Consider the following 23,777-nt stretch of genomic DNA (forward strand, 5'->3'; position numbering starts at 1 on the left):
GGGTGCGGGAAGGGGTGCGTTACGGCATCAACTTTCTTGCGGAAGATCAGCGGGCGCTCAGTGGACATTTTGGCGGGCGCCCTGTTGAAGGCATCGACTTGCCGTTCTGCGAGCAACAGGGAACGCCGTTATTACAAGGAAGCCTGGTGCATATTGTTTCGCGCACGGTCGACGTGCACCCGGCGGGCGACCATTTTCTGTACATCGGGGAAGTGGAGTACATCCACTTTGGCGAGCAACGCAGGCCGTTGATCTTCTATAGCGGAAAGTATCAGCAGGTTCACACCCATGCACCGATGATTACGGCGAACGGATGCGTCGAAGGGTGGTAGATGGATCGCATTCGTTCCCGCGGCGATCGAGTGCGAGAGTGGCAGTCTTCAAGTCATAGTGGACAAGCCGTCTATCTAGGCAATTAGTTATGCAAATCGAAAGATTCCGTAGCGTGAATCGGAATGCGCACCGGATCGACGTGATGAGATAACCAGCGGGCGGAGAAAGCATGATTAGGCGTGAAAGTTCTTTACGGTTGCTGATTGGAAAGTGGCTCGCAGCGACGCCCACAAAGCCGGTTCGGATCAGGCGGCTCGCCCGTGAACGTTCCGACCGCCGACGTTACGTCGCCGTCGAGGTGTCGCGGCGCGCAGGCGACGCCGCAATCTGGTTCTTCCGTCATCAGGACGGTAGCTGGGAGGTGTTTCCTCCTGATGTCCAACGACCGCCGCTACCTTTCCTGAACTATCGAGAAAATGGATAAACGCCGACTCGCGAACATCCACGCCAGGGCGCTCACGTGCGGATGCTTCGCATGGGACCGCGCGATGGCCCGTCCAGCATTCGAAGAATTCCCCGTCGTACCGACAAACCTCGGTGGCGGTGCGTCGCAGAGCGCGCACGGTAACCGGTAATCGATGACAAACGAGCAATGACATGAAGTCTGAACCGCTTGAACTGTTGGACACAGCAAAGCTGCCGTCGGAGCAGGATTCCGATCGTCAGGAAACTACCGAATGGCTGGACGCGCTCGAAAGTGTGGCGCGCGTCGCCGGGGTGGACCGCGTCACTTTCCTGCTGCAGCGCCTCGCCGAGCACGCGAGCCATCTCGGTGTGTCGCCGGCAGCCCACCCCTATTCGCTGTACCAGAACACCATCGCGCTTGAGGACCAGCCGGCCTATCCCGGCGCTCTTGCGATGGAAGAGCGCATCACGTCGATCATCCGCTGGAACGCGCTCGCGATGGTGGCGAAGGCCAACAAGGCGTACGGGGAGCTTGGCGGCCACATCGCCAGCTATGCGTCGGCCGCCGAGATCTTCGAGGTGGGCTTCAACCACTTCTTTCACGCCGATAGCGAAACCACAAAGGGCGACCTCGTCTACTTCCAGCCGCACTCGGCGCCGGGTGTCTATGCGCGCGCCTTTCTCGAAGGCCGGCTCGACGAGGCGCATCTGAACCGCTACCGCCAGGAAGTGGATGGCGGCGGACTGTGCTCGTACCCGCATCCGTGGCTGATGCCCGAGTTCTGGCAATTCCCGACCGGCTCGATGGGCATCGGCCCGATCAGCTCCATCTATCAGGCGCGCTTTCTGCGCTACCTCGAACATCGCGGCATTGCCGACACGAGCCAGCGCCGCGTGTGGGGCGTGTTCGGCGACGGCGAGATGGACGAGCCAGAGTCGATCGCGGCGCTCTCACTTGCCGCCCGCGAGAAGCTCGACAACCTCACCTTCGTGATCAACTGCAACCTGCAACGTCTCGACGGACCGGTGCGCGGCAACGGCCAGATCATTCAGGAACTCGAGTCGACCTTTACCGGTGCCGGCTGGAATGTGATCAAGGTGATCTGGGGCTCGGACTGGGACGCGCTCTTTGCTCGCGACCATAACCACGTACTGTTGCGTCGCTTCGCCGAAACAGTGGACGGCCAGTATCAGACGCTCGGCGCGAATGACGGCGCGTACAACCGTGCTCACTTCTTCGATCTCGATCCGGAGTTGCAGGCACTGGTCTCGCATATGTCGCCTGCCGAGATCGATGGATTGCGCCGCGGCGGTCACGATTTCCGCAAGCTGTATGCCGCTTTCGACGCGGCATCGAAGCACCGCGGCCGGCCGACCGTGATTCTCGCCAAGACCAAGAAGGGTTTCGGCATGGGCCAGGCGGGCGAATCGCGCAACACGTCGCATCAGCAGAAAAAGCTCGACGTCGACGCGCTCAAGGCGTTCCGCGACCGCTTCGCACTGCCGCTCGACGATGAGGCGGTTGCAGAGATGCGCTTTTATAAGCCTGCCGCCGACAGCCCGGAGCAGCGCTACCTTCACGAACGCCGCACCGCGCTGAATGGCTACATGCCGAAGCGCAGCACACGTGCACCGTCCGTTGCGGTGCCCCCGCTTGCCAGCTACGCGAAGTTCGCACTCGAACCCGACGCCCGCGAGATCTCGACCACCACCGCGATCGTGCGTCTGTTCACCAATCTGCTGAAGGACCGCGAACTCGGCCCGCGCATCGTGCCGATTGTCGCGGACGAGGCACGCACCTTCGGCATGGCGAACCTGTTCAGGCAGGTGGGCATCTATTCACCTCTGGGACAGCTGTACGAGCCGGAAGACGCGGGCTCGATGCTGTACTACAGGGAGTCGAAGGATGGCCAACTGCTGGAGGAGGGGATCACCGAAGCGGGTGCCATTTCCTCCTGGGTAGCTGCCGCGACCTCCTACAGCGTGAACGGCGTCGCGATGCTGCCGTTTTATATCTACTACTCGATGTTCGGCTTCCAGCGCGTGGGCGATCTGATCTGGGCTGCGGCCGACCAGCGTGCGCGCGGCTTCCTGATCGGTGCGACCGCGGGACGCACGACCCTTTCCGGCGAAGGTCTGCAGCATCAGGACGGCACGAGCCACCTGATCGCCTCGACCGTGCCCAACTGCCGGGCCTATGATCCGGCGTTTTCCAGCGAAGTGGCGGTGATCGTCGATCACGGCAGCCGCCGCATGCTCGAAGGGCAGCACGACGAGTTCTACTACCTCACGGTCACCAACGAGAACTACGCACAGGCGCCGCTCGACGCCGATGCACACGCGGACGTCATCAAAGGCATGCGGCGTTTCGGTATGCGTGGGCAGGAAGGCGCGACACCGTCCGTACGCCTGCTTGGCTCGGGCGCGATCCTGCGCGAAGTGATCGCTGCGGCGGACCTGCTGGCAGCCGACTGGGACATCACCTCAGAAATCTGGAGTGTCACGAGCTTCTCGGAACTGGCACGCGACGCACGCAGTGTCGAACGTACAGCGCTATTCGGCTCCGGACAGGCGGCACAGAGTCACGTCGCGCGCTGTCTGCCGGGCGACGCGCCGGTGATCGCAGCAAGCGACTACGTGCGCGCCTATCCGCAACTGATCGCATCGTATATCGACGCGCCCTACATCGCGCTCGGCACCGATGGCTTCGGACGCAGCGATACGCGCCCCGCGCTGCGGCGCTTCTTCGAAGTAGACCGTTACCACGTCGTGCTCGCGGCGCTGGCGTCGATCGACCGCGCGAAACATGCGCAGGCGCTGACACGCTACGACATCGAAGCCGGGTTGGCCGCGCCGTGGAATTGCTAGTTCACTGAATCGCCGCACCATTAGAAAGGATTGGACATGCAGCAGTTGAGGGTTCCTGACATCGGTGACTACAAGAACATCCCCGTGATTGAAGTGCTGATCCAGGCGGGCGACGTCGTCGATGTCGAGCAGTCGCTGATTACGCTCGAATCGGACAAGGCGACGATGGACGTGCCGAGCACGTCGGCCGGCACCATCCGGGAGGTGCTGCTTAAGCCGGGCGACGTCGTGTCGATGGGCAGTGTGATAGCGCATATCGAGTTTGCCGGCGCGGGGGCGCACGCAACAGCGGCACCGGTCGCCGAAGAGAAGCGCTCGAGCGGAGCAGGCTCCGCCGAGGTCGCTCCTCATTCCGACCTCATGCTTCAAGTACCGTTGGCTGAGGCGAATGCTGCAGCGGTAACGTCGGCTGCCAGCACGCAGTCAATCGCAGTTGCCGCGCAGCCTGATACGGGTGCGCAGTTGGCCCCGGAGCGGTCCACTGATGTCGCGGCAGGGCCATCGGTACGCAAACTGGCGCGTGAACTGGGTGTTGCGCTCGCAGACGTGAAGCCGGGCGGCCGCAACGGTCGTGTGCTGCGCGAGGACGTGCTCGCCCACGCCAAGACCGTGCTGGCTCGCCCGGTATCCTCCAGCGCGCCAGCCGCAGCAGGCAGCGGCGGTCTCGAGCTGCTGCCCTGGCCCGAGATCGACTTCGCCAAATTCGGCCCGGTCGAGCGCAGTCCGCTCTCGCGCATCAAGCGCATCTCCGGCGCGAACCTGCACCGCAACTGGGTACGCATTCCGCACGTTACCAATTTCGATCAGACTGACATCACGGAGCTCGAAGCATTACGCGTGACGCTCAATCGCGAGGCGCGTGAAGGCACGGCAAAGGTCACGCTGCTCGCGTTTCTGATCAAGGCCTGCGTGAGCGCGTTGCAACGCTTCCCGCAGTTCAACGTGAGCCTCGACGGCCAGGACGTGGTGCAAAAGCGCTACTTCCACATTGGCTTCGCTGCTGACACGCCGAACGGCCTCGTCGTGCCGGTGATCCGCGATGCGGATCGCAAGGGCGTAGCCGCGATCGCCACCGAAATGGCGGAGCTCGCGCAAACGGCCCGTGCCGGCAAGCTGGCTCCCGCACAGATGCAAGGTGGTTGCATGTCGATCTCGTCGCTCGGCGGGATTGGTGGCACGCATTTCACGCCGATCATCAATGCACCTGAAGTCGCGATTCTCGGCGTGGGCAAGGCCGGGACAAAGCCGATGTGGAACGGCTCGGCGTTCGAGCCACGTCTGATCCTTCCGCTGTCGCTGTCGTGGGATCACCGCGCAGTCGACGGCGCCGAGGCCGGCCGTTTTCTTGCCTATCTGGCCACACTTATGACCGATTTTCGCCGCGCGCTGCTGTGACGCGGCCTTCACTCAGGTTCAACAGAAGGAAGGAGACATAGCATGAGTACATCACAGGAATCGCAATCGACGCAGCAGCAGGGGGCGGGCACGGCAGAGCGTGTCGTGCCGTTCAAGATGGCCCATCTGGTCTATCGCTGCCGCCGGCGCGAAGAGACCGTGGCCTGGTATCTGCACCTCTTTCAGGCACATGTCGTGTTCAGGGATGACGTGCTGACCTTCATTACCTACGACGACGAACACCATCGTCTCGCGTTCTTCAACATGCCGGACATTCCGCCCAAGGGTGAGGACATCGCGGGCGTGCACCATGTCGCGTACAGCTTCCGCACGGTCGGCGAGCTGCTCCAGAACTATGTGCGGCTGAAGACGGTCGGCATCCTGCCTTACTGGTGCATCAATCACGGGCCGACCACGTCGCTCTATTTCCGCGACCCCGAGGGCAACGATATCGAGTTCCAGGCGGATAACGGCGACGACCCCGGCGCGTTTTTCCATTCGGAAGACTTCGCGCAGAACCCGATCGGCGTCGAATTCGATCCCGATGAGCTCGTGAAGCTGTGGCAGGCGGGTGCGACCGACGCCGAACTTTGCAAGGTCGGCACCGCGGCAACCGGTAAATCCAGTTTTTAGTGAGCGGAGCGTTCTGATGAAACTCGTGACATTTTCCCTGCCGGAAGGCAGGCCGACGCTGGGTGTCGTGGTTGATGGCGGGATCATCAAGATCTCGAAACATATCGCCGATGCACCTGCCGACATGATCGGACTGATCGAGGCGTGGGCCACCTTCAAGGAGCGCCTGCAACGCCTGGCGGTCAATACGCGCGCCGATGTTGCGCTGGACGCAGTCACGCTGCTCGCGCCCATCCCGCGGCCGCCCAAAATGCTGGGCATCGGACTGAACTACGCTGATCACCTTGCCGAGTCCGGCATGGAGAAGCCTGCCGACCAGTTGTGGTTCGCCAAGATGTCCACGTCGGCTGCGGGCCCATTTGCATCGATCGATCTGCCACGGGTGTCGGAACAGCTCGACTACGAGGCTGAGCTCGCGTTCGTGATCGGCGAGCGTTGCCGGCACGTGTCGCGCGACCGGGCACATGAGGTGATCTTTGGCTATTGCGCAGCCAATGATGTGAGCGTTCGCGACTGGCGGGTGCGTACCTCGCAGTTCACGCTCGGCAAATCGTTCGATACGCATGCACCGTTTGGTCCATGGATCGTCACCCCCGACGAGATCGCCGATCCGCACGCACTCGGCATCCGCTGTTTCGTGAACGGTGAAAAGCGGCAGGATTCGAACACTCGTGAACTGATCTTCAACTGCTTCGAGCAGGTCGAACATCTGTCTAAGGTGATGACACTCGAACCTGGCGACGTGATTTTCTCGGGCACGCCGGGCGGCGTCGGTGTCGCCTGCAAGCCGCCGCGCTGGCTGTGCGCAGGAGATCGGGTCAGGGTTGAAATTGACGGGATTGGCGCGATCGAAAACATCGTGCGCGCTGAAGCCGGCCGAGCCCTATAACTGCAGTGGAGACAGGAATGAACGAAGCAAACGTCCAGCAGGAAATCATCCGGCTGGAGCAGGCGCGCTGCCGTGCGCTCGTGGAAGCAGATATCGATTCACTACAGAAACTCGTGTCCGACGACGTCGTTCACGTGCACGCGAATGGCAAAAAGGACAACAAGGTGGCTTATCTGCTGATGGTCGAAAAGCAGATCCGTTTCCTGGAAGCAAGTCGGCAGGCGCTCGACGTCAGGGTCTACGGCGAGCTTGCAGTCGCCACTGGGCATCTGCATCAGACCATTGAGATGAAGGAGTCCGCGCAACGCATCGTCATGCATGTCATGACCACGCAGGTCTGGGCGCAACGTAAGGGCGCCTGGCAGCAGGTCAGCTTCCAGGCCACGAACCTGTAGATTGGCCGCCAGACAGAGAGTGAGTAGATTGCTCTCTGGGTCCATGATTGCTTGGGAGATGGTCGGGCGCGCGCCTCGCCTCATGCGCCCGTTTTTACCGGTTATCGTTGTCACGAAACGCCGCACGCCCAATAAGCGATTCATCAGGTCGTGCCCGGCGCAGCACACGTGAAATCTGGATCGACATCGGTATTGTCAACACAACAAATTATTAAATTAGTAGCACAAAGGAGACGGGGATGGATAAAACAACGAAGCTGGTACTGACGATGGGAAGCATACTCGCGATGGCGAGCCTGATGGGGGCAGGCGAGGTACGTGCGACCGAAAATGGACTTGCCACCTATCCGGTGGGAGTGAATACAGTGCTGGACGGAATACTGCCGCCTCCCGGTGCGACGCAGTTCTACAACTACACGGAATACAATTTCTCGAGCAAATTCGCCGGTGCGGATGGAAAGAGTTCTGTTCCCGGATTTCACAGTGAAGTTCTCGTGGACGCGCCGCGCGTGGTCCATACGTGGGGGCCGACGCTGGGGTCTTTCACATTTTCGAGCGGTATTGTGGTGCCGTTGTTCCACCTGCACGTTGATGTGCCGGGTGCGTCAGGCACGCGCAGCGCACTTGGCGACATCATCGTTCATCCTTTGATGGTGGGATATTCCAACCCGTCGCACACGTTCTTCGCATTCATTTCACCGGACGTTGGACTTCCCACCGGCTCTTACTCGGTCAACCGGGTGGCCAACACGGGCCTGAACACGTATGCATTCGAGCCGAACCTGTCTGTCACCTGGTTTCCCAGCCCGAAATGGGAGCTCTCGGGGCTCGCGCAAATCGAGTTCAATTCGCCGAACCACGCGACCAACTATCACTCGGGCAATGTCGCGACGCTCGATTGGCTTGTCGGCTATTCGGTGACCAAAGGTTTCCAGCTTGGTGTGCAAGGATATTTCCTCAAACAGGTTTCGGATGACACCGTGAACGGACAGACCGCGCCTAACGATGGATTTCGTGGTCAGGCAATCGGCATCGGCCCGCAACTGCGTTACGACCTGGGGCCGGCCTCCGCAATCGTTTTCAAGTATCAGCACGAGTTTGCAGTGAGGAACCGGCCACAGGGTGAGCGTCTGTGGGTCGAAGTGAGCTTCCCGATCAGGTGAGGCTGGCCTTGTTTCTCATGTGCAAAACCGATTTTCGCGGCCACTACGGATCGCATTATGCTGGACGCTGCTGCCCGGGTAGGATGTGAGGATCGGCCTTGCTAATCCTGACCCGAGTGCGAGCAGCTAGCCGTATGATCCACACGTTGATAAGGCTTTGTCACGTTATTGCGGCGGTCGCGTAGAATTCTTGAGATGAAAAATTCCAGATCGCTCTATCACGGGCATCGCTTTCCTGCGGTGGTCATCAGCTGGGCCGTTCGGTGGTACTTTCGGTTTCAGCTGAGTTTGCGTGATATTGAAGAGTTGCTGTTCGAGCGGGGCATCGAGGTGAGTTATGAAACCGTGCGCCGCTGGTGCGATAAATTCGGTTCCGGGTTCGCACATCGGGTAAAGGCTGTCCGGCGAAAACCGGGCAGTACATGGCATCTCGATGAGTTGTTCGTGACGTTGCGCGGTGAACCTTATGTGCTGTGGCGAGCGGTCGACGAGCACGGTGCCGAACTCGATATCCTGCTGCAGAAGCGGCGCGACACGGCCGCAGCCGAACGATTCTTCAAACGCGTACTTCGTTCGTGCCCGGTGCCGCGCAAAATCGTCACTGATCAGCTGCGCAGCTATCCGGCCGCGAAGTACAGGATCCCCGCGCTGGCAAATGTCAAACACGTGTTCGTCAAGGCTGCCGCCCGCGTGAACAATCGGGCCGAGAATAGCCATCAACCTGCGCGCGACCGCGAGCGGCGCTTGCGCGGGTTTCGCGACCCAAAGCGTACCCAGGCGTTTCTCTCGAGCTTCGGACCGATCCGGCAGCACTTCGCGCTCAAGCGGCATTTGCTGCGCGCTTCTCTTTACCGCAAACAGCTCACTCAGCGCTTCGACTCGTGGCATCGTTTGACCGAGCTCACCCAAAATCCGTCAACCGTCTGAGCAAACACGCATCCCCCATCTGTTTGCGTCATCGCCCAGTCAACGTGACAAAGCCCTATCAGCCGATGAGTCTGCGGTATGCACTGAGGTGCCTTAAGAGCCCCTGTTTGTCGCCGCGTATCTCGCTAAGCCTGGCGATATTGAAGTGTGCGTCGGCATGGGTCGGGTCAAGCTCAATGCATCGTTCATACGCTTCCACAGCAGCATCGTGCCGCTTCAATTCTTCCAGAACGACGGCACGATTAAAGTGCAGCAACGCGTCATCAGGAAAATGCTCGAGCGCACGCTCGAATACCGACAGCGCCTCTTCGCATCGCGTCTCGGCCTCGCACAGTAGTACGCCGAGATTGGTATAGGCATGGTAGTGGGGCCTTGGGGCCAGCTCTAGTACCTTTCGGTAGGCCTGCTCGGCGCCGACAACATCACCATCCGTGAGCTGCTCTGCGAGAGCGAACCATTCGTTGGCCTGCTGCTCCCGGCTCCCGAGATTTCGCGGCGTTGAGTCAAGAAACGCGACGTCGCCATGGATGGGCGCGACCTCGAAATCAAGCAGATGCTGACCGGACGTCGCGTCCCATTGTGCCTGACCGGTCTTGACCGCTACGGTATCACCGACAGCTGTGATACGGATGCCAGACAGCGGAAGCTCGTCAGGAAGGTCAGCCTTCAGCTTGGCGAGAGCGCGCAAAATCTTGCGGGACGCGATTTTCGCCGATTGCAGTTGGAATGCTGTTCGCAAAACCACCACGTCCTGAAACGTGAACCTCAGTTCATTGCGTCGTCCGCGCGAAGGTTGCACGAATCCGGCTGCTATCAGGCCAGACAGCACCCTTCGTGAAACGCCGAGCAACGACTGAAGACTGCGCAGCGAGTAGTCGTCTGAGTGATTGCGCCTGGTCACTTGCGAACTCGGACCTTTGCTGGCGGCGCTTCAACAACTTCGACCTTGGGTGCGGCTCGCTTGACTGGCCGTCGGGGTTTGCTCGCGAGTGCCTCGACATCGGCGGCCGGAGCTTTTTTGGCTGCAGGCACCTTCGCTGGCGCCGCTCTCTTGACCTTATTGGCGCTTAGGCTTGCGCGAAGCGCTTCCATGAGGTCAATCACCTGACCGCCCGACTCTTCAGCGGGAGCCTCCGGGGACACTATCTGCTTGCCTGCAATCTTGCGGTCAATGGCTTCGAGAATGCGCTTCTTCTCTTCATCTTCGTATGCCGTCGGGTCATATGCGTCTTCCGACACCTGGTCGATGATTTGCCGAGCGAGTTTCAACTCGGTGTCGCTGACGGTTACATGTTCAATATGCAAATCACCCAGCGCCCGCACTTCGTCCGCAAATAGCAACTGCTGGAAGACCATTCCGTCTTCTGCAGGCCGTATCTGAACGATTCGGGTTTTTCCCTTGTACGACCATTTCGCCAGCGCGCAGCGCTCGCTGTCCCGCATGGCCTGCTGCAGCAGGCTGTAGGGCTTGCCGCGTTTGTCCGGCGCGATGAAGTACGCCTTGTCGTAGTACAGCGGGTCGACTGACTTTTCCGGAACGAAAGAAACAATCTCAACCACGTGGCTCGCCCCCTCTTCGAGCGCCTTCAGTTCGTCGGGAGTAAAGACAACGAACTGGCCTTTCTCGAATTCATAGCCTTTCTTCATATCGGCGCGGGCAACAACCTCACCGCTTGCCTCGGATATGTATTGCTGCTTCACCCGCCCGCCATCGGCTGTCAACAGGTTGAAGCCAACGCCAGAAGCGCTGTCTGTGGCCGAATATAGCTTCACCGGTATGGAAACCAGACCGAAGGATAGCGTCAGCGATGCAATGGAACGCGCTGCCATATGATTCTCCTGATAGCGGCTCGTGGGTGTCGCCGCAGCTGACTAGTGGCCATCCATTCCAGAGGTCTAACCTTCGCATCCCAAAGTATGCCGTGTGCCCACGGACCGCCGCATCTGCCCGTGCAAATTCCCGGGCTGCCTGTCCACGCTCGCAGTCGCTTCGCTATTACGCGTTGCGTCATCCCAAACGCCCAATGGCTGACGCCAGCGACTGTTTTGTCGACCAGTATGCTTCCCAAGGGTCCTGCGTTTGAAAGCTAAGATACTCTCTCGCCGTCTGCACCGTCCAGTGCGCGCCACTTTTAAGCTCGGAGAGTTGCTCCCATGAAATCGGAGTGGAAACCCCCATGCCTGGCCGTGCGCGGGCAGAAAACGCGGCGGCGGTCGTCTGTCCCTTTCCGTTGCGCAGATAGTCGACAAAAATCTTGCCGATTCTGTTGGCGGCCCCGGATGTGGCCGAGAAGCGGTCGGGAATACTCCTCGCCATATGGCGGACAAACACCTGCGAGAAAGCCTTCGCCAATGTGCGCGTGACGCACCGTCCTTCAGGGCGGTGAGGTAGAGCGCGTCGTGCGAAGCACGACTTGCCTTTTCGTATTGATCTGGTACTGTATATCCATACAGTCAAGCCGGAATGAGTCGACCCGTGACACGTTGCAAGGATCCAGTTCGAGTTCTGCGCATAAGAATCAAGGACAGGCATGCTTCGTCGCTTGCCGGGATGGCGCGGGCTGTGAACTTTGTCTGGAACTATTGCAATGACCTGTCGCTCCAGATCTTTCGCCGCGAGCGGCGCTTTGCCTCTGGCATTGAGATCCAGCGTTATCTGAACGGGGCCTCGAAAGAAGGCCTGGCGGTCGGCTCGGCCGTGTTTCAGCAGATCGCCGAAGAGTACGCGACGCGCCGCAAACAGCACCGCAAGGTCAAGCTTCGATGGCGTCGCCCGGCCGGCGCGCGACGCTCGCTGGGATGGATTCCATTCAAAGCCCGCTCGGTCGTATGGCGCCATGGTCAGGCCCACTTTCAGGGCCTGCATCCTGGCGTCTGGGACAGCTATGGCCTCGCCGGCTATGAGTTCGGCGCCGGTTGCATCTCCGAGGACAGCCGCGGTCGCTGGTATCTGAACGTGACGGTCAAGGTGAAGTCTGCCCGGCCCAATGAAGCCAACCTGGATCTGGGAATCGACCTCGGGCTCAAGACCTTTGCCGGCTTCTCGGACGAACGTCTTCCCAATGTCGACGCGCAGCGCTTCTACCGCGACCTCGAACCCGCGCTCGCCACTGCCCAGCGAGCACGCAGGAAGAGCCGGGTGAAGGCGATCCACGCCCGGATCGCGAACCGCAGGAAGGACTTTCTGCATCAACTCAGCACCCGGCTCGCTCGCGAGTACGGTGCAATCTTTGTCGGCAACGTGAATGCTTCGGCCCTCGCGAAAGGACAGCACAGCAAGTCTGTGCTCGACGCGGGCTGGTCGACGTTCCGGACCATGCTTCGGTACAAGTGCGATGACGCAGGCGTATGGTTCGATGAGGTCGATGAAGCGTTTTCTACCCAGACCTGTTCGTGCTGCGCGAGCCGCACGGGGCCGAAAGGTGTCGCAGGTCCTGGAATAAGAGAGTGGAAACGCATCCATTGTGAAACGACACATGATCGTGATCGCAATGCTGCCCGCAACATTCTCGCGGTCGGACGTGACCGCCTCGCAGGAGGAATCCCCGCCCTTTCCGCGCAAGCGGCAGTCGGTCACGACTGAGGGCGGGGAGGACGTCAAGAACGTCGTCATCAACCCGACGTTGATTTGAGCGGGGATTGCCATGACCAGACGTCTCGTGACAGGGCACGACGCCGACGGAGCATCAGCCATCATCAGCGATGGCGAGTCTCCTTGGTGCGCCTCATTCAGCTCGATTCCGGGCTTCCACGTTTCAATGCTTTGGGCGACCGACGGTGCCGGAATCAGCGCAACAGACAAGTTTCCAGATTCGGGAGCATGGCCGGAGTCCTGGGTACCTGCTCCGGGAGGAAGCCGGTTGCTGATTGCAACCTTTCCACCTGACAGTGTCATGGCGTCGGATACCTTCGATGGCTTGGCAGCGCACCGGGAGCAGATGGAAAAGATCCCGGGCCTGGCAGACGCATTCGAGGCCGACAATCCCGGCATGCATAAGACCAGGACACTCGACTATGGGGTCGTGCTGTCTGGTTCCATCTTGCTTGAGCTTGATAACGGCCAAACGCGCGAACTCAAGGCAAACGACATCGTCGTGCAGCGTGCAACGCGCCACGCATGGCGAAACCCTGGCAGCAGTCCTGCGACTGTTCTGTTCGTCCTGATGGGCTCATCGCATTAAAGCTAGCGAAGGCGCGCGGACTCCGGGCATTGAAACGTCTGGGGCTCGCGGCGACGCCGACGCTCTGCAAAGCTAACCCAACTTCATCAGAAATTTGTGCCCACATCTCGCGGGCGGTGCAGGCACGCCTGTGCCCAACAAATAGGAAAGGTTTCATGGTCAAGAGATTACTTATCGTCGCGCTATTGGCAATCCCGCTGCAATCTCATGCTCAGAGCTCCGTTACGCTTTTGGCCTGCTCGACGAAGGCGTGACCTACGTTAGTAATGCGGCAGGCCATTCCCTCGTGCAGATGGCATCCGGCATTCAGGCTCCAAATCTGCTCGGCTTGCGTGGTATCGAGGACCTCGGTGGCGGATATTCGGCTTTCTTCGTGATGGACTCGCAACCGGACCTGAACACGGGAAAACAGAATGGCGGCGCATTCACCGGTCGGGAGTCGTACGTCGGTATCGCGTCTCCCTACGGCACAGTGTCATTGGGGCGCCAGTTTGACTACATGTTCGATAACCTCTCCATCGCCCGTTGGGGACATCAGATACCGTTCGTCAGTCTCTATCAGTTGCCAGGTGGCCCCTTCGCCAAGCTCGGCGCGCCGCTGGGCACGTTTGACTACACACGCATCGCAGGCGGAGAGGCGACGCCGAATTCGGTCAAGTTCACGTCGAAGATTTATGCGGGGTTGAGTTTCGGTGCGATGTACGGCTTTAGCAATATCGCCGGCGAGACGGGCAGTAATAATCTCACGAGCTTCGGAGCGAACTACGATAACGGTCCGCTGCGCGTCAACGCCGCCTACACCTACTCGAAGGAAGACGGCATCGACGATGGTCACTCAGGCATTCGCAACTTCGGCGCAGGCGGTCGCTATGATTTCGGGCGGTTTGCTCTCGATGTCCTGTACACGAACACGCGCAATACATTTACCAACGGCCATGTCGATAGCTACGAAGTAGGTGGTCTGGTGACGTTTGCGCCGGACCTGTTTCTTTACGCCAACTATATCTACGCAAAGGGCAACGAGCAGGTCGACAACAGCCACTCAAACCAGGGCGGGTTGACGCTGGACTACCTGCTTTCGAAACGAACCGATGTGTACGTAAATGCCATCTATCAGCGTGCTAGCGGAACTGGCGCTGTCGCATCGGTCAACGGTACATTTGAATCATCATCGGGCCACAATCAGACTGTTCTGCGGCTCGGTATGCGCACTCTGTTCTGAAAATCATCGGGGCGACGGCCCGGCGCTCTCCAGCGCCGGCCATTTGCATCCGCCGACACTCTAGTATTCCCTCACGACTCTTCGAGAATTTCGTCGGTGGAGGTCTCGTGTGATTTCTTCAGTCGCTCCGCCCCGAGCCAAAGGCCGCTGCTCACGATTTCATCCACCAGTTGGAAAATGAGTCGTTGCCCTTCCCGTACGGCTTGCGAGTGAGAGCGCGCAGTGTTTTCGCATAGAGCCCAAGTCATGTAAGCGCCGCGAATCGGGCTCCAGGACAACGACTCCGCCCAATAGGGGTTGCCGCTGACCGCGCAACATGGCGTGATAGTGTCAGCCACTCCCTGGCGTGCAAGTTCCATGGAAAGGTGCATTGCGTCGATTTCGAAGAGTGTCTTCAAATCATGACCCCGGCGAGAAAGAGCGTTCTCAACCGTGGTTCGAACGACGTTGGGCTTTCCGGGCAATGCGAACTGCAGGTCTTCGAGTCGGGACAGGGCTACAGGCTTATCAGGCTGCAACCCCGCCTCTTTCCGCCCAACCAGGATAAGTGGCTCCCGAATGAGAGGTGTGTGCACGTACCCCTGCGGCGGTGACCCCTCGAATGGGACGATGGCAAGGTCCAGCATTCCTGAGTGCATGACTTCACGCAGTTCGTGACTGGCGCCCTCATGCACACGCAACGAAACGCCCGGATATTCGGCTACCAGACGCGGAACGTATTTCGATGTAAACAGGTAGCGCCAGGATGGCGCAATGCCGATAGACAGCTGGCCCGCCGCTCGGTCGCCAACCTGCTCAATCAATTTTGTGAGTTGACGCAGAATCGGTCGCGCGCGTTCAAGCAACAGCGTGCCTGCATCGGTGAGCATCACCCCGCCTTGCGTCCGGGTAAAGAGCTTCGCCCGGACTTGATGCTCCAGAAGCGCAATATGGCGCGAGAGCGCGGGCTGAGAAAGCCGCAGGTCTGTCGCTGCCTTGTTGATGCTCCCAAGCTCCGCAACGCGCAGAAAGTACTCAATCAGTCGCGAGTCCACATCCGTCTCCGTTAGGCCATTTCTGTGTAACTTCGGCCTTGGTTATCCACAAAACGATTATAAGTCCGTCCCGTATCAATGCTCTTATCGGGGCTTTCCCTAGCTTCGGCATGCGCTACATCACGGCCAGAAGCAATTCATAGGCTGCTGAATATAAAGACAAATCTAAAATGAACATAGGGTTTTAACGGATAAACGAAAATCGGATGGACTCTATAGAAAACACGCATTATCCGGATAACACCCGTCTCGCTAATATTTGTTCAACGTTTCACCGGCGCCGTCAAGCGAGACGGCGGGAGCGGTGAAGCAGACCAGCCGTTGGGCTGGCCGTGCGAAATGCGCGGACGATTGAACATAGGAGACAGACCGTGACACTGGCCGTGCTGGGTGCATCTCATACCCCGTTGATGCAAGACGGAGTCGCTTCAGAGGACGTCCGCTTCGCTGTTAAGCAAGGATTCGCGTCTCTGGCGAGAAGAGCGGAAGAGTTCGCACCGGACCTTCTCATTCAGTTCGCGCCGGACCACTTCAATGGCTTTTTCTACGAGCTTATGCCGAGCTTCTGCATCGGCGTAAATGCGACTTCGCTCGGCGACTGGGACACGTCGACGGGAACACTTCCTGTTGCTTCTGATGACGCTGTGCGGCTGAGCGAGGCTCTGATTGAAGACGGTCTGGACATCGCGGTTTCTTACCGTATGGAAGTGGACCACGGCTTCGTCCAAATCTGGGAGCGCATGTTTGGCTCGTTCAGCCGTTTCCCAACGATTCCAATCTTCATCAATTGTGCGGCTCCGCCGCTCCCGACGTTCAAGCGTGCCCGCTTGCTCGGCGAAGCGGTGGGCCGATGGGCCGCAGCATCCGGCAAGCGTGTGCTGATTTCCGCTTCGGGAGGTTTGTCGCACGACCCACCGACGCCGAGCATCGTTACTGCGCCCGACGAAGTGAAGGAGCGGCTCATCAGCGGCCGACATCCGTCGCACGAGGTGCAGCGTGCCCGAGTTGAGCGCGTACTCGCGGCAGGAGCACGCGCGGTCCATGGGACCCCGGAAATCCTTCCGGTAGACCCCGGCTGGGACAAGGCATTCATCGAACGCCTACAGAGCGGAAACCTAAGAGATTTCGACGCTATGACTACCAAAGAGGTCCGCGAAAAAGCCGGACGCGGTGGTCCCGAAGTCCTGGCTTGGGTTGCCGCATTCGCAGCACTTTCTGTGAATGGCGACTACAAGGCCGACCTTATTTACTACGAGGCGATTCAAGGATGGATTGCTGGTATGGCAATGATGTTCGCCGAATCAAAAGCATCGCGTGTCTGACGCAATTGCGAATTTAGGAGATAAGTCATGGGTATCAGAACAGGCAAGCAATTCATTGAAGGATTGAAGAATCGCCCGCGCGACGTATGGGTTCGCGGCGTACGCGTCGATGACGTCACGACACACCCGGCATTCAAAGGCGCTGTCGAGCAACTTGCCGCGCTGTACGACACGCAGCATGACCATGAATTCCAGGACAAAGTCACGTATGTCGTGCCGGAGACGGGTGAACGTGCAGGCCTGGCATTCATGCCCGCGAAGTCTGCAGCAGACCTGCGAAAGCGTCGTGAAGCTTATCGCATCTGGGCTGAGACAAACTTCGGCCTGATGGGGCGTTCGCCCGACTTCATGAATGTCACGCTGTTGGCCTTCTGGGAAGCACGCCATGACTTTGCCAAGGGCGGCCAAAAGTTCGCGGACAACATCGTGAAGTATTACGAGTACATCCGCGACAACGACCTGTTCCTAAGCCACGCGCTCATCACGCCGCAGAACGACCGCTCCAAGCAGTCGTCTGAGCAGGCCAGCATGCATCTGCGTGTCGTGAAGGAAACCGACGAGGGCATTTACGTCAGTGGCGCTCGCATGATTGCGACGCTCGGCCCCGTCTCGGACGAAATGATTATGTACAACCTGCCGCAGTTCAAGGCAGGCGATGAGGACCACGCACTCATCTTCGCTGTACCGACTGACGTCACAGGTATGCGTCAGATTTCGCGCGACCCGTATTACGTCGAAGCACATGAGAGCTACGACCATCCGCTGTCGACGCGCTTCGAAGAAAACGATTCACTTCTCATCTTCGACAACGTCTTCGTGCCGTGGGACCGTGTCTTCTGCTATCGACAGGTTGAATTGTCGAACCAGTTGTATACCCACACCGGTGTGCGCAACCACACCGCGCATCAGACGAACACCCGCGCACTTATCAAGATGCAGTTCTCGGTCGGCCTTGCCATCGCTGTAGCGAAGTCCATCAAGGCCGACCAGTTCCTGCACGTGCAGCAGATGCTGGGCGAACTGCTAGGCTACATCGAGCAGGTCAAGAGCGCACTCGTGCGCTCCGAGTATGAATCGGAGCCGACGGAAGTGGGCACCGTGCGGCCTAGTCTTGCTCCGCTGCAGGCAGTCCGCACGATGCTCCCGACAGCGTATCCGCGCGTCATTGAAGTGTTGCAAACCATCGGTGCCGGCGGATTCATGTTGATGCCGAGCGGAGCTGACTTTCGTGCGCCGGAACTGTCCGACGACCTCGCACTGTACTACCAGGCCGCCGGCGGCATGCCGTCGGTCGAGCGCGTGAAACTTTTCAAATTGGCATGGGACCTCGCTGGCGAGGCGTTTGGCCAGCGCCTCGTGCAATACGAGCGTTATTACGCGGGCGACCCGGTTCGCAACCTTGCGATGAACTACCTCGGCAACCGCAGTCCCGACATGCAGCGTCTGGTCGACAAGGCACTTGCGCTGGCAGGTGCCCCAAATGGTCCGGCCACAGTCGCTGAACCAACCAAATACGAACTGGCTACGGAAGTGAACTCATGAGCGATACCCGTCCCTCAAATTTTTCCAGTGTCTGGGCTGACCTGCGCGGCGTCACTTTCAGTCAGGGCTACCTCGACGCTGACGGCATCAAGACCCGTTATATCTCGTCCGGCACTCCGGACAAGCCGCTGCTGCTTTGCCTGCACGGTGTTGGCGGTCACGCCGAAGCTTACTCGCGAAACTTTGGACCGCATGGTGAGCACTTCTGGGTCGTGGCCATCGACATGCTCGGCCACGGCTGGACCGACAAGCCAGAAATCAATTATCAGGTCAAAGACTATGCTGACCACGTTCTTGTAGTGTTGAAGGCTCTCGGCCGCGAGCGTGCGCACATCACCGGCGAATCACTCGGTGGTTGGGTTGCGACATATCTCGCAGTGCACCGCCCCGAAGTTGTCGACCACCTGGTGCTGAACACCGCTGGCGGCTGGACCGCGCACCCTGAAGTCATGACGCGTCTGAAAAACCTATCGAATCAGGCTGCCGAAGACCCTAGCTGGGAACGCATCAAGACCCGTCTCGAGTTCCTGATGTGCGACAAGAGCACGGTCAGCGATGACCTCATCGAGACGCGCCGGACCATTTACTCGCAGCCTGGGTTCGCCGACACGATGAAGCGAATCATGTGCCTGCAGGAGATGGAAATCCGCCGCCCGAACATGATTACGGAAGAGCAATACCGCTCAATCAAGGCTCCCTCACTTGTGGTCTGGACGTCGCATGACCCGACGGCGACGCCTGCTGAGGGCAAGGAAATCTCGGAGATGATTCCGAACTGCAAATACGTCGTTATGAATGAGTGCGGTCACTGGCCTCAGTTCGAAGACGCCGAACTGTTCAATCGACTCCATATCGATTTCCTGCTCGACAAGTGATGGAGGTGGTCCTATCGACGGGGCCACAAGCCAACGAGTAAAGCCTGCGATTGAGGATTTACTGACGAGTGCACCAAATACGGCGTGATGCGTTGTAGGGTTATGAAGACGAAAACGGATGCCCGAAAACTGGACCAGGCGACGCAGGCGCACCTGAGGAAGATGGTGGTGCAGGCCGTGCACAATGGGATGTCGCAAACCGATGCGGCGCGGACATACAGCGTGAGCCTGCGAGCGATAAGCCGGTGGATGAAGCAGTTGCGTGAAGGCGGATTGAGGGCGCTGCGTGCCGGCAAGCGTGGCCGCCGACCAGGAAGCGGCCATCTGACGCATACGCAGGCGGTGCGAATGCGCAAGCTGATTATTGAGCGGATGCCGGACCAGCTGGCGCTGCCGTTCTACCTGTGGACCCGTGAATCGGTCGCACAGCTGATCGAGCTGGAGTACGGCATCAAGGTATCGAAGTGGACGGCGGGGCGATACTTGAAGGCGTGGGGCATGAGCGCGCAGAAGCCGGTGCGACGGGCGTACGAAAGAAAGGATGCAGAGATTGAGCGCTGGTTGAACGAGGACTATCCGCAGATCGCGAAAGAGGCGAAGCAGGAAGGCGCAACGATTTACTGGGGCGACGAAATGGGGTTGCGCAGCGACCACGTCAGCGGCACCAGTTTCGCCTTGAAGGGCGAAACACCGGTGGTGCGGGCGACTGGAAAGCGTTTCAGTTGCAACATGATTTCGGCGATCACGAACCGCGGCGAACTGAGCTTCATGGTCTTCGAGGGCACGTTCACGAATGCGACGTTCATCGAGTTCATGAAGCGCATGATCAAACAGGCAACGCGCAAGATCTACCTGATCGTCGATGGTCATCCGGTCCACCGGTCCGTTGCCGCCAGAAAGTTCGCCGCCGAAAACGCGGATCGCCTCCGTCTGATCCGGTTGCCAGGCTACTGTCCCGAGTTGAACCCGGACGAGTTGTTGAATCAGGACGTGAAAACCAACGCGCTGGGCAAGAGCCGTCCGGCCAACAAACAGGAAATGATCCGGCATATCCGCAGCCACCTGCATCGTCGACAAAAGGAACCTCACGTGATTCGCAACCTGTTCAAAGAAAAACATGTCCGCTACGCCGCTTGATCAGTTGCGCACTATTTGATGCACCTGTCAGTAACCATGTCAGAAACCAACCAGGTCGCCGACCCGAAGCCGGCAGAAGCAAGCGTCCCGGGAGACGCCTTTCGCCACGCGCTCGGCCATTTCGCAACTGGCATCACGGTGATTTCCGCGGTCGACGCTCAAGGCAAGCCGCATGGGGCGACGGTCAGTTCGTTCTCTTCACTGTCGCTGGACCCGCCACTCATCCAGTGGAGTCTGACGACGACGTCCTATTCGTACGCCATCTTCAGTCAGGCAAAGCACTTCGCGGTGAACATTCTCGCGTCCGACCAGGAATACATCTCCCGGACTTTCTGCAAGCCAATTGACCGTTTTTCCCAAGTCGAATCGGTGGTCGGACTGGAAGGTTTGCCTCTCGTAGCAGGTTGCCTTGGCTGGATTGAATGCAGCCTTGAACGCGAAATCGAAGCCGGCGACCACACCATTTTTGTTGGGTGCGTAATGCGCACGCGAGTGGCCGACAAATCGCCGCTGGTCCACTGGCGCGGTTGCTATCACCCGCTCGAAGTCGACTCTGTCTGTTAGTCGTCGCCAACGCAAGCATTGAAGAGAGGTTTTCATGTCTGACGCAACCATTGAGCGACAGCCAGCTAACGCTACGAGTATCGAAGCGCTGGCAGCTGCGATTCGCAACTGTTACGAAACCGGGCAAACCATTGCCCCTTTGCGCTCGCGCACATTGTCCGACGATGGTGACACGGCGTACGCGATTCAGGACGCCAATACGAAGTTCTTCGAGTCACAAGGCCGCCGTCTCATTGGTCGAAAAATCGGACTTACCTCGAAGGTCGTGCAGGCACAACTGGGCGTCGACCAGCCGGACTTCGGAATGCTGTTTGCCGACATGGCCGCAGGAGAAGGTGAGCCGATTGCGGTTAGCCGCCTGCATCAGCCAAAGGTCGAAGCGGAAGTGGCCCTCATCCTGGCCGAGGACCTCGATATTGAGACGCCTACAGTCGCCGACCTGATTCGTGCGACGGCGTATGTCGTGCCTGCACTGGAAATTGTTGGTAGCCGGATTGCCAACTGGGACATCCGTTTTTTTGACACCGTGGCTGACAACGCTTCGTCCGGAATGTTTGTGCTGGGCGGTCCCGCTCGCCGTATCCAAGACCTGGATTTGCGCGGCCTGCAGATGACCATGCGTCGCGAACACGATGGAGTAACCACCGGGCCGAACGTTGTATCGACTGGCAGCGGTGCAGCGTGTCTCGGGCATCCGCTTAACGCAGCTGTCTGGCTCGCAGGCGAAATCGCCCGTCGCGGCCGTCCTCTCAAAGCCGGTGACGTTGTGCTGACCGGCGCACTGGGTCCCATGGTCCCGGTCACCGCTGGTGACACGTTTGTCGCCCAACTGTCGGGACTCGGCGAAGTCACGGCGAAATTCGTTTAAGAGGTTTCATATGTCCAAAACCAAGGTAGCCATCATCGGTTCCGGCAACATCGGTACCGACCTGATGATTAAAGTGCTTCGTCTGTCTGACGTTCTTGAGATGGGTGCATTCGTCGGCATCGACCCCGATTCCGATGGACTGAAGCGCGCCGAACGTATGGGCGTGCCTATCACAGCCGAAGGCATTGACGGCTTGACGCGCCTGTCGAATTTCGACGAAATAAAAATCGTCTTCGATGCGACGTCGGCGGGCGCTCACAAGAAGCATGACGCCGTACTGCAGTCGTTCGGGAAACGCGTAATCGACCTCACGCCAGCAGCGATTGGCCCGTTCACTGTGCCGTGCGTGAATGGCGAGCAAAACCTCGATGCCCCGAATGTCAACATGGTGACATGCGGCGGCCAGGCAACCATTCCCATTGTTGCGGCCGTGAGCGCGGTCTCGAACGTCCCTTATGCGGAAATCGTTGCATCAATTTCGTCGCGTTCGGCGGGCCCCGGCACTCGAGCCAACATCGACGAGTTTACTGAAACAACGTCGCAGGCAATCGAAAAAGTCGGCGGCGCCAAGCACGGCAAGGCAATCATCGTTCTGAATCCAGCCGAGCCGCCGCTCATCATGCGTGACACGGTGTATTGCCTCTGCGAAAGCACAGACGAAGAAGCGGTCACCGCATCAATTGAGGCGACGGTCGCCAAGGTCAAGTCATACGTTCCTGGTTACCGGATGAAGCAGAAGGTCCAGTTCCAGCATTACACCGACGAGAATCCGCTGTTCATCGCGGAACTGGGCCGTTCCTTTACCGGCATGAAAGTCACGGTGTTCCTCGAAGTCGAAGGCGCCGCCCATTACCTGCCCGCTTACGCCGGCAATCTCGACATCATGACTTCGGCAGCATTGGCCACGGCCGAGAGCATCGTCCGTCGCCAGAAACAAGAAAGCACCGTCGTGGAGGCCGTATGAGCAACGAAGTCAAATCCAAGCTGTACATCCAGGACGTAACGCTGCGCGATGGCATGCACGCGGTGCGCCATCAATACAGTCTTGACCATGTCCGTGCAATCGCCCGCGCGCTTGACGCGGCAAAGGTTGACGCCATTGAAGTCGCGCACGGTGACGGTCTTTCTGGCTCAAGCTTCAATTACGGTTTCGGCGCCTGCACAGACTGGGCGTGGATTGAGGCAACCGCAGAGGTCATCACGCACGCGAAGCTGACCACGCTGCTCATTCCGGGAATCGGCACTACCCACGACCTCAAGCGCGCATTCGAATCGGGTGTCCGTTCGGTTCGCGTCGCCACGCATTGCACCGAAGCAGACGTCTCGAAGCAGCACATCGAATACGCCCGTGAACTCGGCATGGATGTTTCGGGCTTTCTGATGATGTCGCACATGCTGGAACCAGCCAAGCTCGCCCAGCAGGCGAAGCTCATGGAATCGTACGGTGCGCATTGCGTGTACGTCACTGACTCTGGCGGTGCCATGACCATGGATGATACCGCTGCACGTTTTCGCGCCTACGACGAAGTGCTCAAACCCGAAACGGAACGTGGTATCCACGCACACCACAACCTCTCGCTCGGCGTGGCGAACTCGATTGTCGCTGTTCAGAACGGCGCAATCCGGGTAGATGCAAGCCTGGCGGGCATGGGTGCTGGCGCCGGCAATGCGCCTCTCGAAGTGTTCATCGCCACAGCCGATGTTTATGGCTGGGAGCATGGCACGGACTTGTTCGCGCTGATGGACGCCGCCGAAGAGTTGGTCCGACCGCTGCAGGACCGACCGGTTCGCGTCGACCGCGAGACGCTGAGCCTTGGCTACGCGGGAGTCTATTCGAGTTTCCTGCGACACGCTGAGACGGCTGCGCAACAGTACGGACTCGATACACGGACCATCCTCATTGAGTTGGGCAAGCGAAAAATGGTCGGTGGTCAGGAAGACATGATTGTCGACGTTGCGCTGGACCTTGTGCAACGGCAGAAAGAAGCGGCCTGAAGCACGAAGCGGTAACGCACCGGGCCGTC

22 protein-coding genes and 1 pseudogene are annotated in these 23,777 nt (G+C 59.2%); 19 read left to right on the forward strand and 4 right to left on the reverse strand.

Features of this window, described 5'->3' with window-relative positions; all coding sequences use genetic code 11:
- The first annotated feature begins 14 nt into the window (after window positions 1-14).
- From HF916_RS50045 to HF916_RS00040, 8 genes are all read left to right on the forward strand, one after another.
- Entirely contained in the window at window positions 15-332 is a 318-nt protein-coding gene (locus tag HF916_RS50045; RefSeq protein ID WP_240975261.1) for a flavin reductase family protein, read from the forward strand.
- Between the two features lie 598 nt (window positions 333-930).
- Window positions 931-3,606, forward strand: a complete 2,676-nt coding sequence (gene mdeB, locus HF916_RS00010) for an alpha-ketoglutarate dehydrogenase (RefSeq protein ID WP_168787337.1) — start codon at window positions 931-933, stop codon at window positions 3,604-3,606.
- Window positions 3,607-3,642: 36 nt separating this feature from the next.
- Window positions 3,643-5,001, forward strand: coding sequence for a 2-oxo acid dehydrogenase subunit E2 (locus tag HF916_RS00015; RefSeq protein WP_168787338.1), 1,359 nt, complete (start codon window positions 3,643-3,645; stop codon window positions 4,999-5,001).
- A 42-nt stretch (window positions 5,002-5,043) separates the two neighbouring features.
- On the forward strand, window positions 5,044-5,634 hold the full coding sequence (locus tag HF916_RS00020; RefSeq protein ID WP_168787339.1) for a VOC family protein: 591 nt from the start codon (window positions 5,044-5,046) through the stop codon (window positions 5,632-5,634).
- A gap of 16 nt (window positions 5,635-5,650) precedes the next feature.
- Window positions 5,651-6,523, forward strand: a complete 873-nt coding sequence (locus HF916_RS00025; protein WP_168787340.1) for a fumarylacetoacetate hydrolase family protein — start codon at window positions 5,651-5,653, stop codon at window positions 6,521-6,523.
- 17 nt (window positions 6,524-6,540) lie between these two features.
- The gene (locus HF916_RS00030) at window positions 6,541-6,918 is read left to right on the forward strand and encodes a nuclear transport factor 2 family protein (RefSeq protein WP_168787341.1); all 378 of its coding nucleotides are present in this window, start codon (window positions 6,541-6,543) and stop codon (window positions 6,916-6,918) included.
- A gap of 287 nt (window positions 6,919-7,205) precedes the next feature.
- Window positions 7,206-8,081 (forward strand): SphA family protein, encoded by an 876-nt coding sequence (locus tag HF916_RS00035; protein ID WP_240975263.1) that lies wholly within the window; start codon window positions 7,206-7,208, stop codon window positions 8,079-8,081.
- Between the two features lie 195 nt (window positions 8,082-8,276).
- Entirely contained in the window at window positions 8,277-9,008 is a 732-nt protein-coding gene (locus tag HF916_RS00040; RefSeq protein ID WP_168787343.1) for an IS6 family transposase, read from the forward strand.
- Window positions 9,009-9,066: 58 nt separating this feature from the next.
- On the opposite strand, the gene HF916_RS00045 is transcribed toward HF916_RS00040, so the two are convergent.
- The 3 genes and pseudogenes from HF916_RS00045 to ligD all read right to left on the reverse strand — a co-directional run.
- Window positions 9,067-9,909: a tetratricopeptide repeat protein gene (locus HF916_RS00045; protein WP_168787344.1), complete on the reverse strand. Its 843-nt coding sequence runs from the start codon at window positions 9,907-9,909 to the stop codon at window positions 9,067-9,069.
- Window positions 9,906-10,838: a Ku protein gene (locus tag HF916_RS00050; RefSeq protein WP_168787345.1), complete on the reverse strand. Its 933-nt coding sequence runs from the start codon at window positions 10,836-10,838 to the stop codon at window positions 9,906-9,908. The genes HF916_RS00045 and HF916_RS00050 overlap by 4 nt, the downstream gene beginning before the upstream one ends.
- Before the next feature lie 178 nt (window positions 10,839-11,016).
- A pseudogene (ligD, locus tag HF916_RS00055) lies at window positions 11,017-11,355 on the reverse strand (DNA ligase D); the annotation flags it as partial.
- Window positions 11,356-11,472: 117 nt separating this feature from the next.
- On the opposite strand from ligD, the gene HF916_RS00060 reads away from it, so the two are divergent.
- The 3 genes from HF916_RS00060 (at window position 11,473) to HF916_RS00070 (ending at window position 14,411) form a co-directional block, all read left to right on the forward strand.
- Window positions 11,473-12,591 carry an RNA-guided endonuclease InsQ/TnpB family protein gene (locus HF916_RS00060; protein WP_168787346.1) on the forward strand — a complete coding sequence of 373 codons (1,119 nt, stop codon included), beginning with the start codon at window positions 11,473-11,475 and terminating at the stop codon, window positions 12,589-12,591.
- 61 nt (window positions 12,592-12,652) lie between these two features.
- The gene (locus HF916_RS00065) at window positions 12,653-13,189 is read left to right on the forward strand and encodes a cupin domain-containing protein (RefSeq protein WP_168787347.1); all 537 of its coding nucleotides are present in this window, start codon (window positions 12,653-12,655) and stop codon (window positions 13,187-13,189) included.
- Window positions 13,190-13,439: 250 nt separating this feature from the next.
- A complete protein-coding gene (locus tag HF916_RS00070; RefSeq protein WP_240975266.1) occupies window positions 13,440-14,411 on the forward strand; it encodes a porin in 972 nt (323 codons plus the stop codon).
- Between the two features lie 71 nt (window positions 14,412-14,482).
- On the opposite strand, the gene HF916_RS00075 is transcribed toward HF916_RS00070, so the two are convergent.
- Window positions 14,483-15,445, reverse strand: coding sequence for a LysR family transcriptional regulator (locus HF916_RS00075; protein ID WP_168787348.1), 963 nt, complete (start codon window positions 15,443-15,445; stop codon window positions 14,483-14,485).
- Window positions 15,446-15,816: 371 nt separating this feature from the next.
- Here HF916_RS00075 and HF916_RS00080 point away from each other — a divergent pair, with 371 nt between their 5' ends.
- From HF916_RS00080 to dmpG, 8 genes are all read left to right on the forward strand, one after another.
- Window positions 15,817-16,767, forward strand: a complete 951-nt coding sequence (locus HF916_RS00080) for a 3-carboxyethylcatechol 2,3-dioxygenase (protein WP_168787349.1) — start codon at window positions 15,817-15,819, stop codon at window positions 16,765-16,767.
- Window positions 16,768-16,794: 27 nt separating this feature from the next.
- Entirely contained in the window at window positions 16,795-18,309 is a 1,515-nt protein-coding gene (locus tag HF916_RS00085; protein WP_168787350.1) for a 4-hydroxyphenylacetate 3-hydroxylase family protein, read from the forward strand.
- Window positions 18,306-19,184, forward strand: coding sequence for an alpha/beta fold hydrolase (locus HF916_RS00090; RefSeq protein ID WP_168787351.1), 879 nt, complete (start codon window positions 18,306-18,308; stop codon window positions 19,182-19,184). Before HF916_RS00085 ends, HF916_RS00090 begins: the two co-directional genes overlap by 4 nt.
- Before the next feature lie 102 nt (window positions 19,185-19,286).
- A complete protein-coding gene (locus HF916_RS00095) occupies window positions 19,287-20,321 on the forward strand; it encodes an IS630 family transposase (RefSeq protein WP_206001742.1) in 1,035 nt (344 codons plus the stop codon).
- Window positions 20,322-20,357: 36 nt separating this feature from the next.
- Window positions 20,358-20,885, forward strand: a complete 528-nt coding sequence (locus HF916_RS00100) for a flavin reductase family protein (protein WP_206001743.1) — start codon at window positions 20,358-20,360, stop codon at window positions 20,883-20,885.
- A gap of 34 nt (window positions 20,886-20,919) precedes the next feature.
- Window positions 20,920-21,753, forward strand: coding sequence for a 2-keto-4-pentenoate hydratase (gene mhpD, locus HF916_RS00105; RefSeq protein ID WP_168787353.1), 834 nt, complete (start codon window positions 20,920-20,922; stop codon window positions 21,751-21,753).
- Window positions 21,754-21,763: 10 nt separating this feature from the next.
- Window positions 21,764-22,717, forward strand: coding sequence for an acetaldehyde dehydrogenase (acetylating) (locus HF916_RS00110; RefSeq protein ID WP_168787354.1), 954 nt, complete (start codon window positions 21,764-21,766; stop codon window positions 22,715-22,717).
- Window positions 22,714-23,748 carry a 4-hydroxy-2-oxovalerate aldolase gene (dmpG, locus tag HF916_RS00115; protein ID WP_168787355.1) on the forward strand — a complete coding sequence of 345 codons (1,035 nt, stop codon included), beginning with the start codon at window positions 22,714-22,716 and terminating at the stop codon, window positions 23,746-23,748. Before HF916_RS00110 ends, dmpG begins: the two co-directional genes overlap by 4 nt.
- Window positions 23,749-23,777 lie beyond the last annotated feature (29 nt).

It is taken from the genome of Paraburkholderia aromaticivorans, assembly GCF_012689525.1.
GTDB classification, from domain to species: Bacteria; Pseudomonadota; Gammaproteobacteria; order Burkholderiales; family Burkholderiaceae; genus Paraburkholderia; species Paraburkholderia aromaticivorans_A.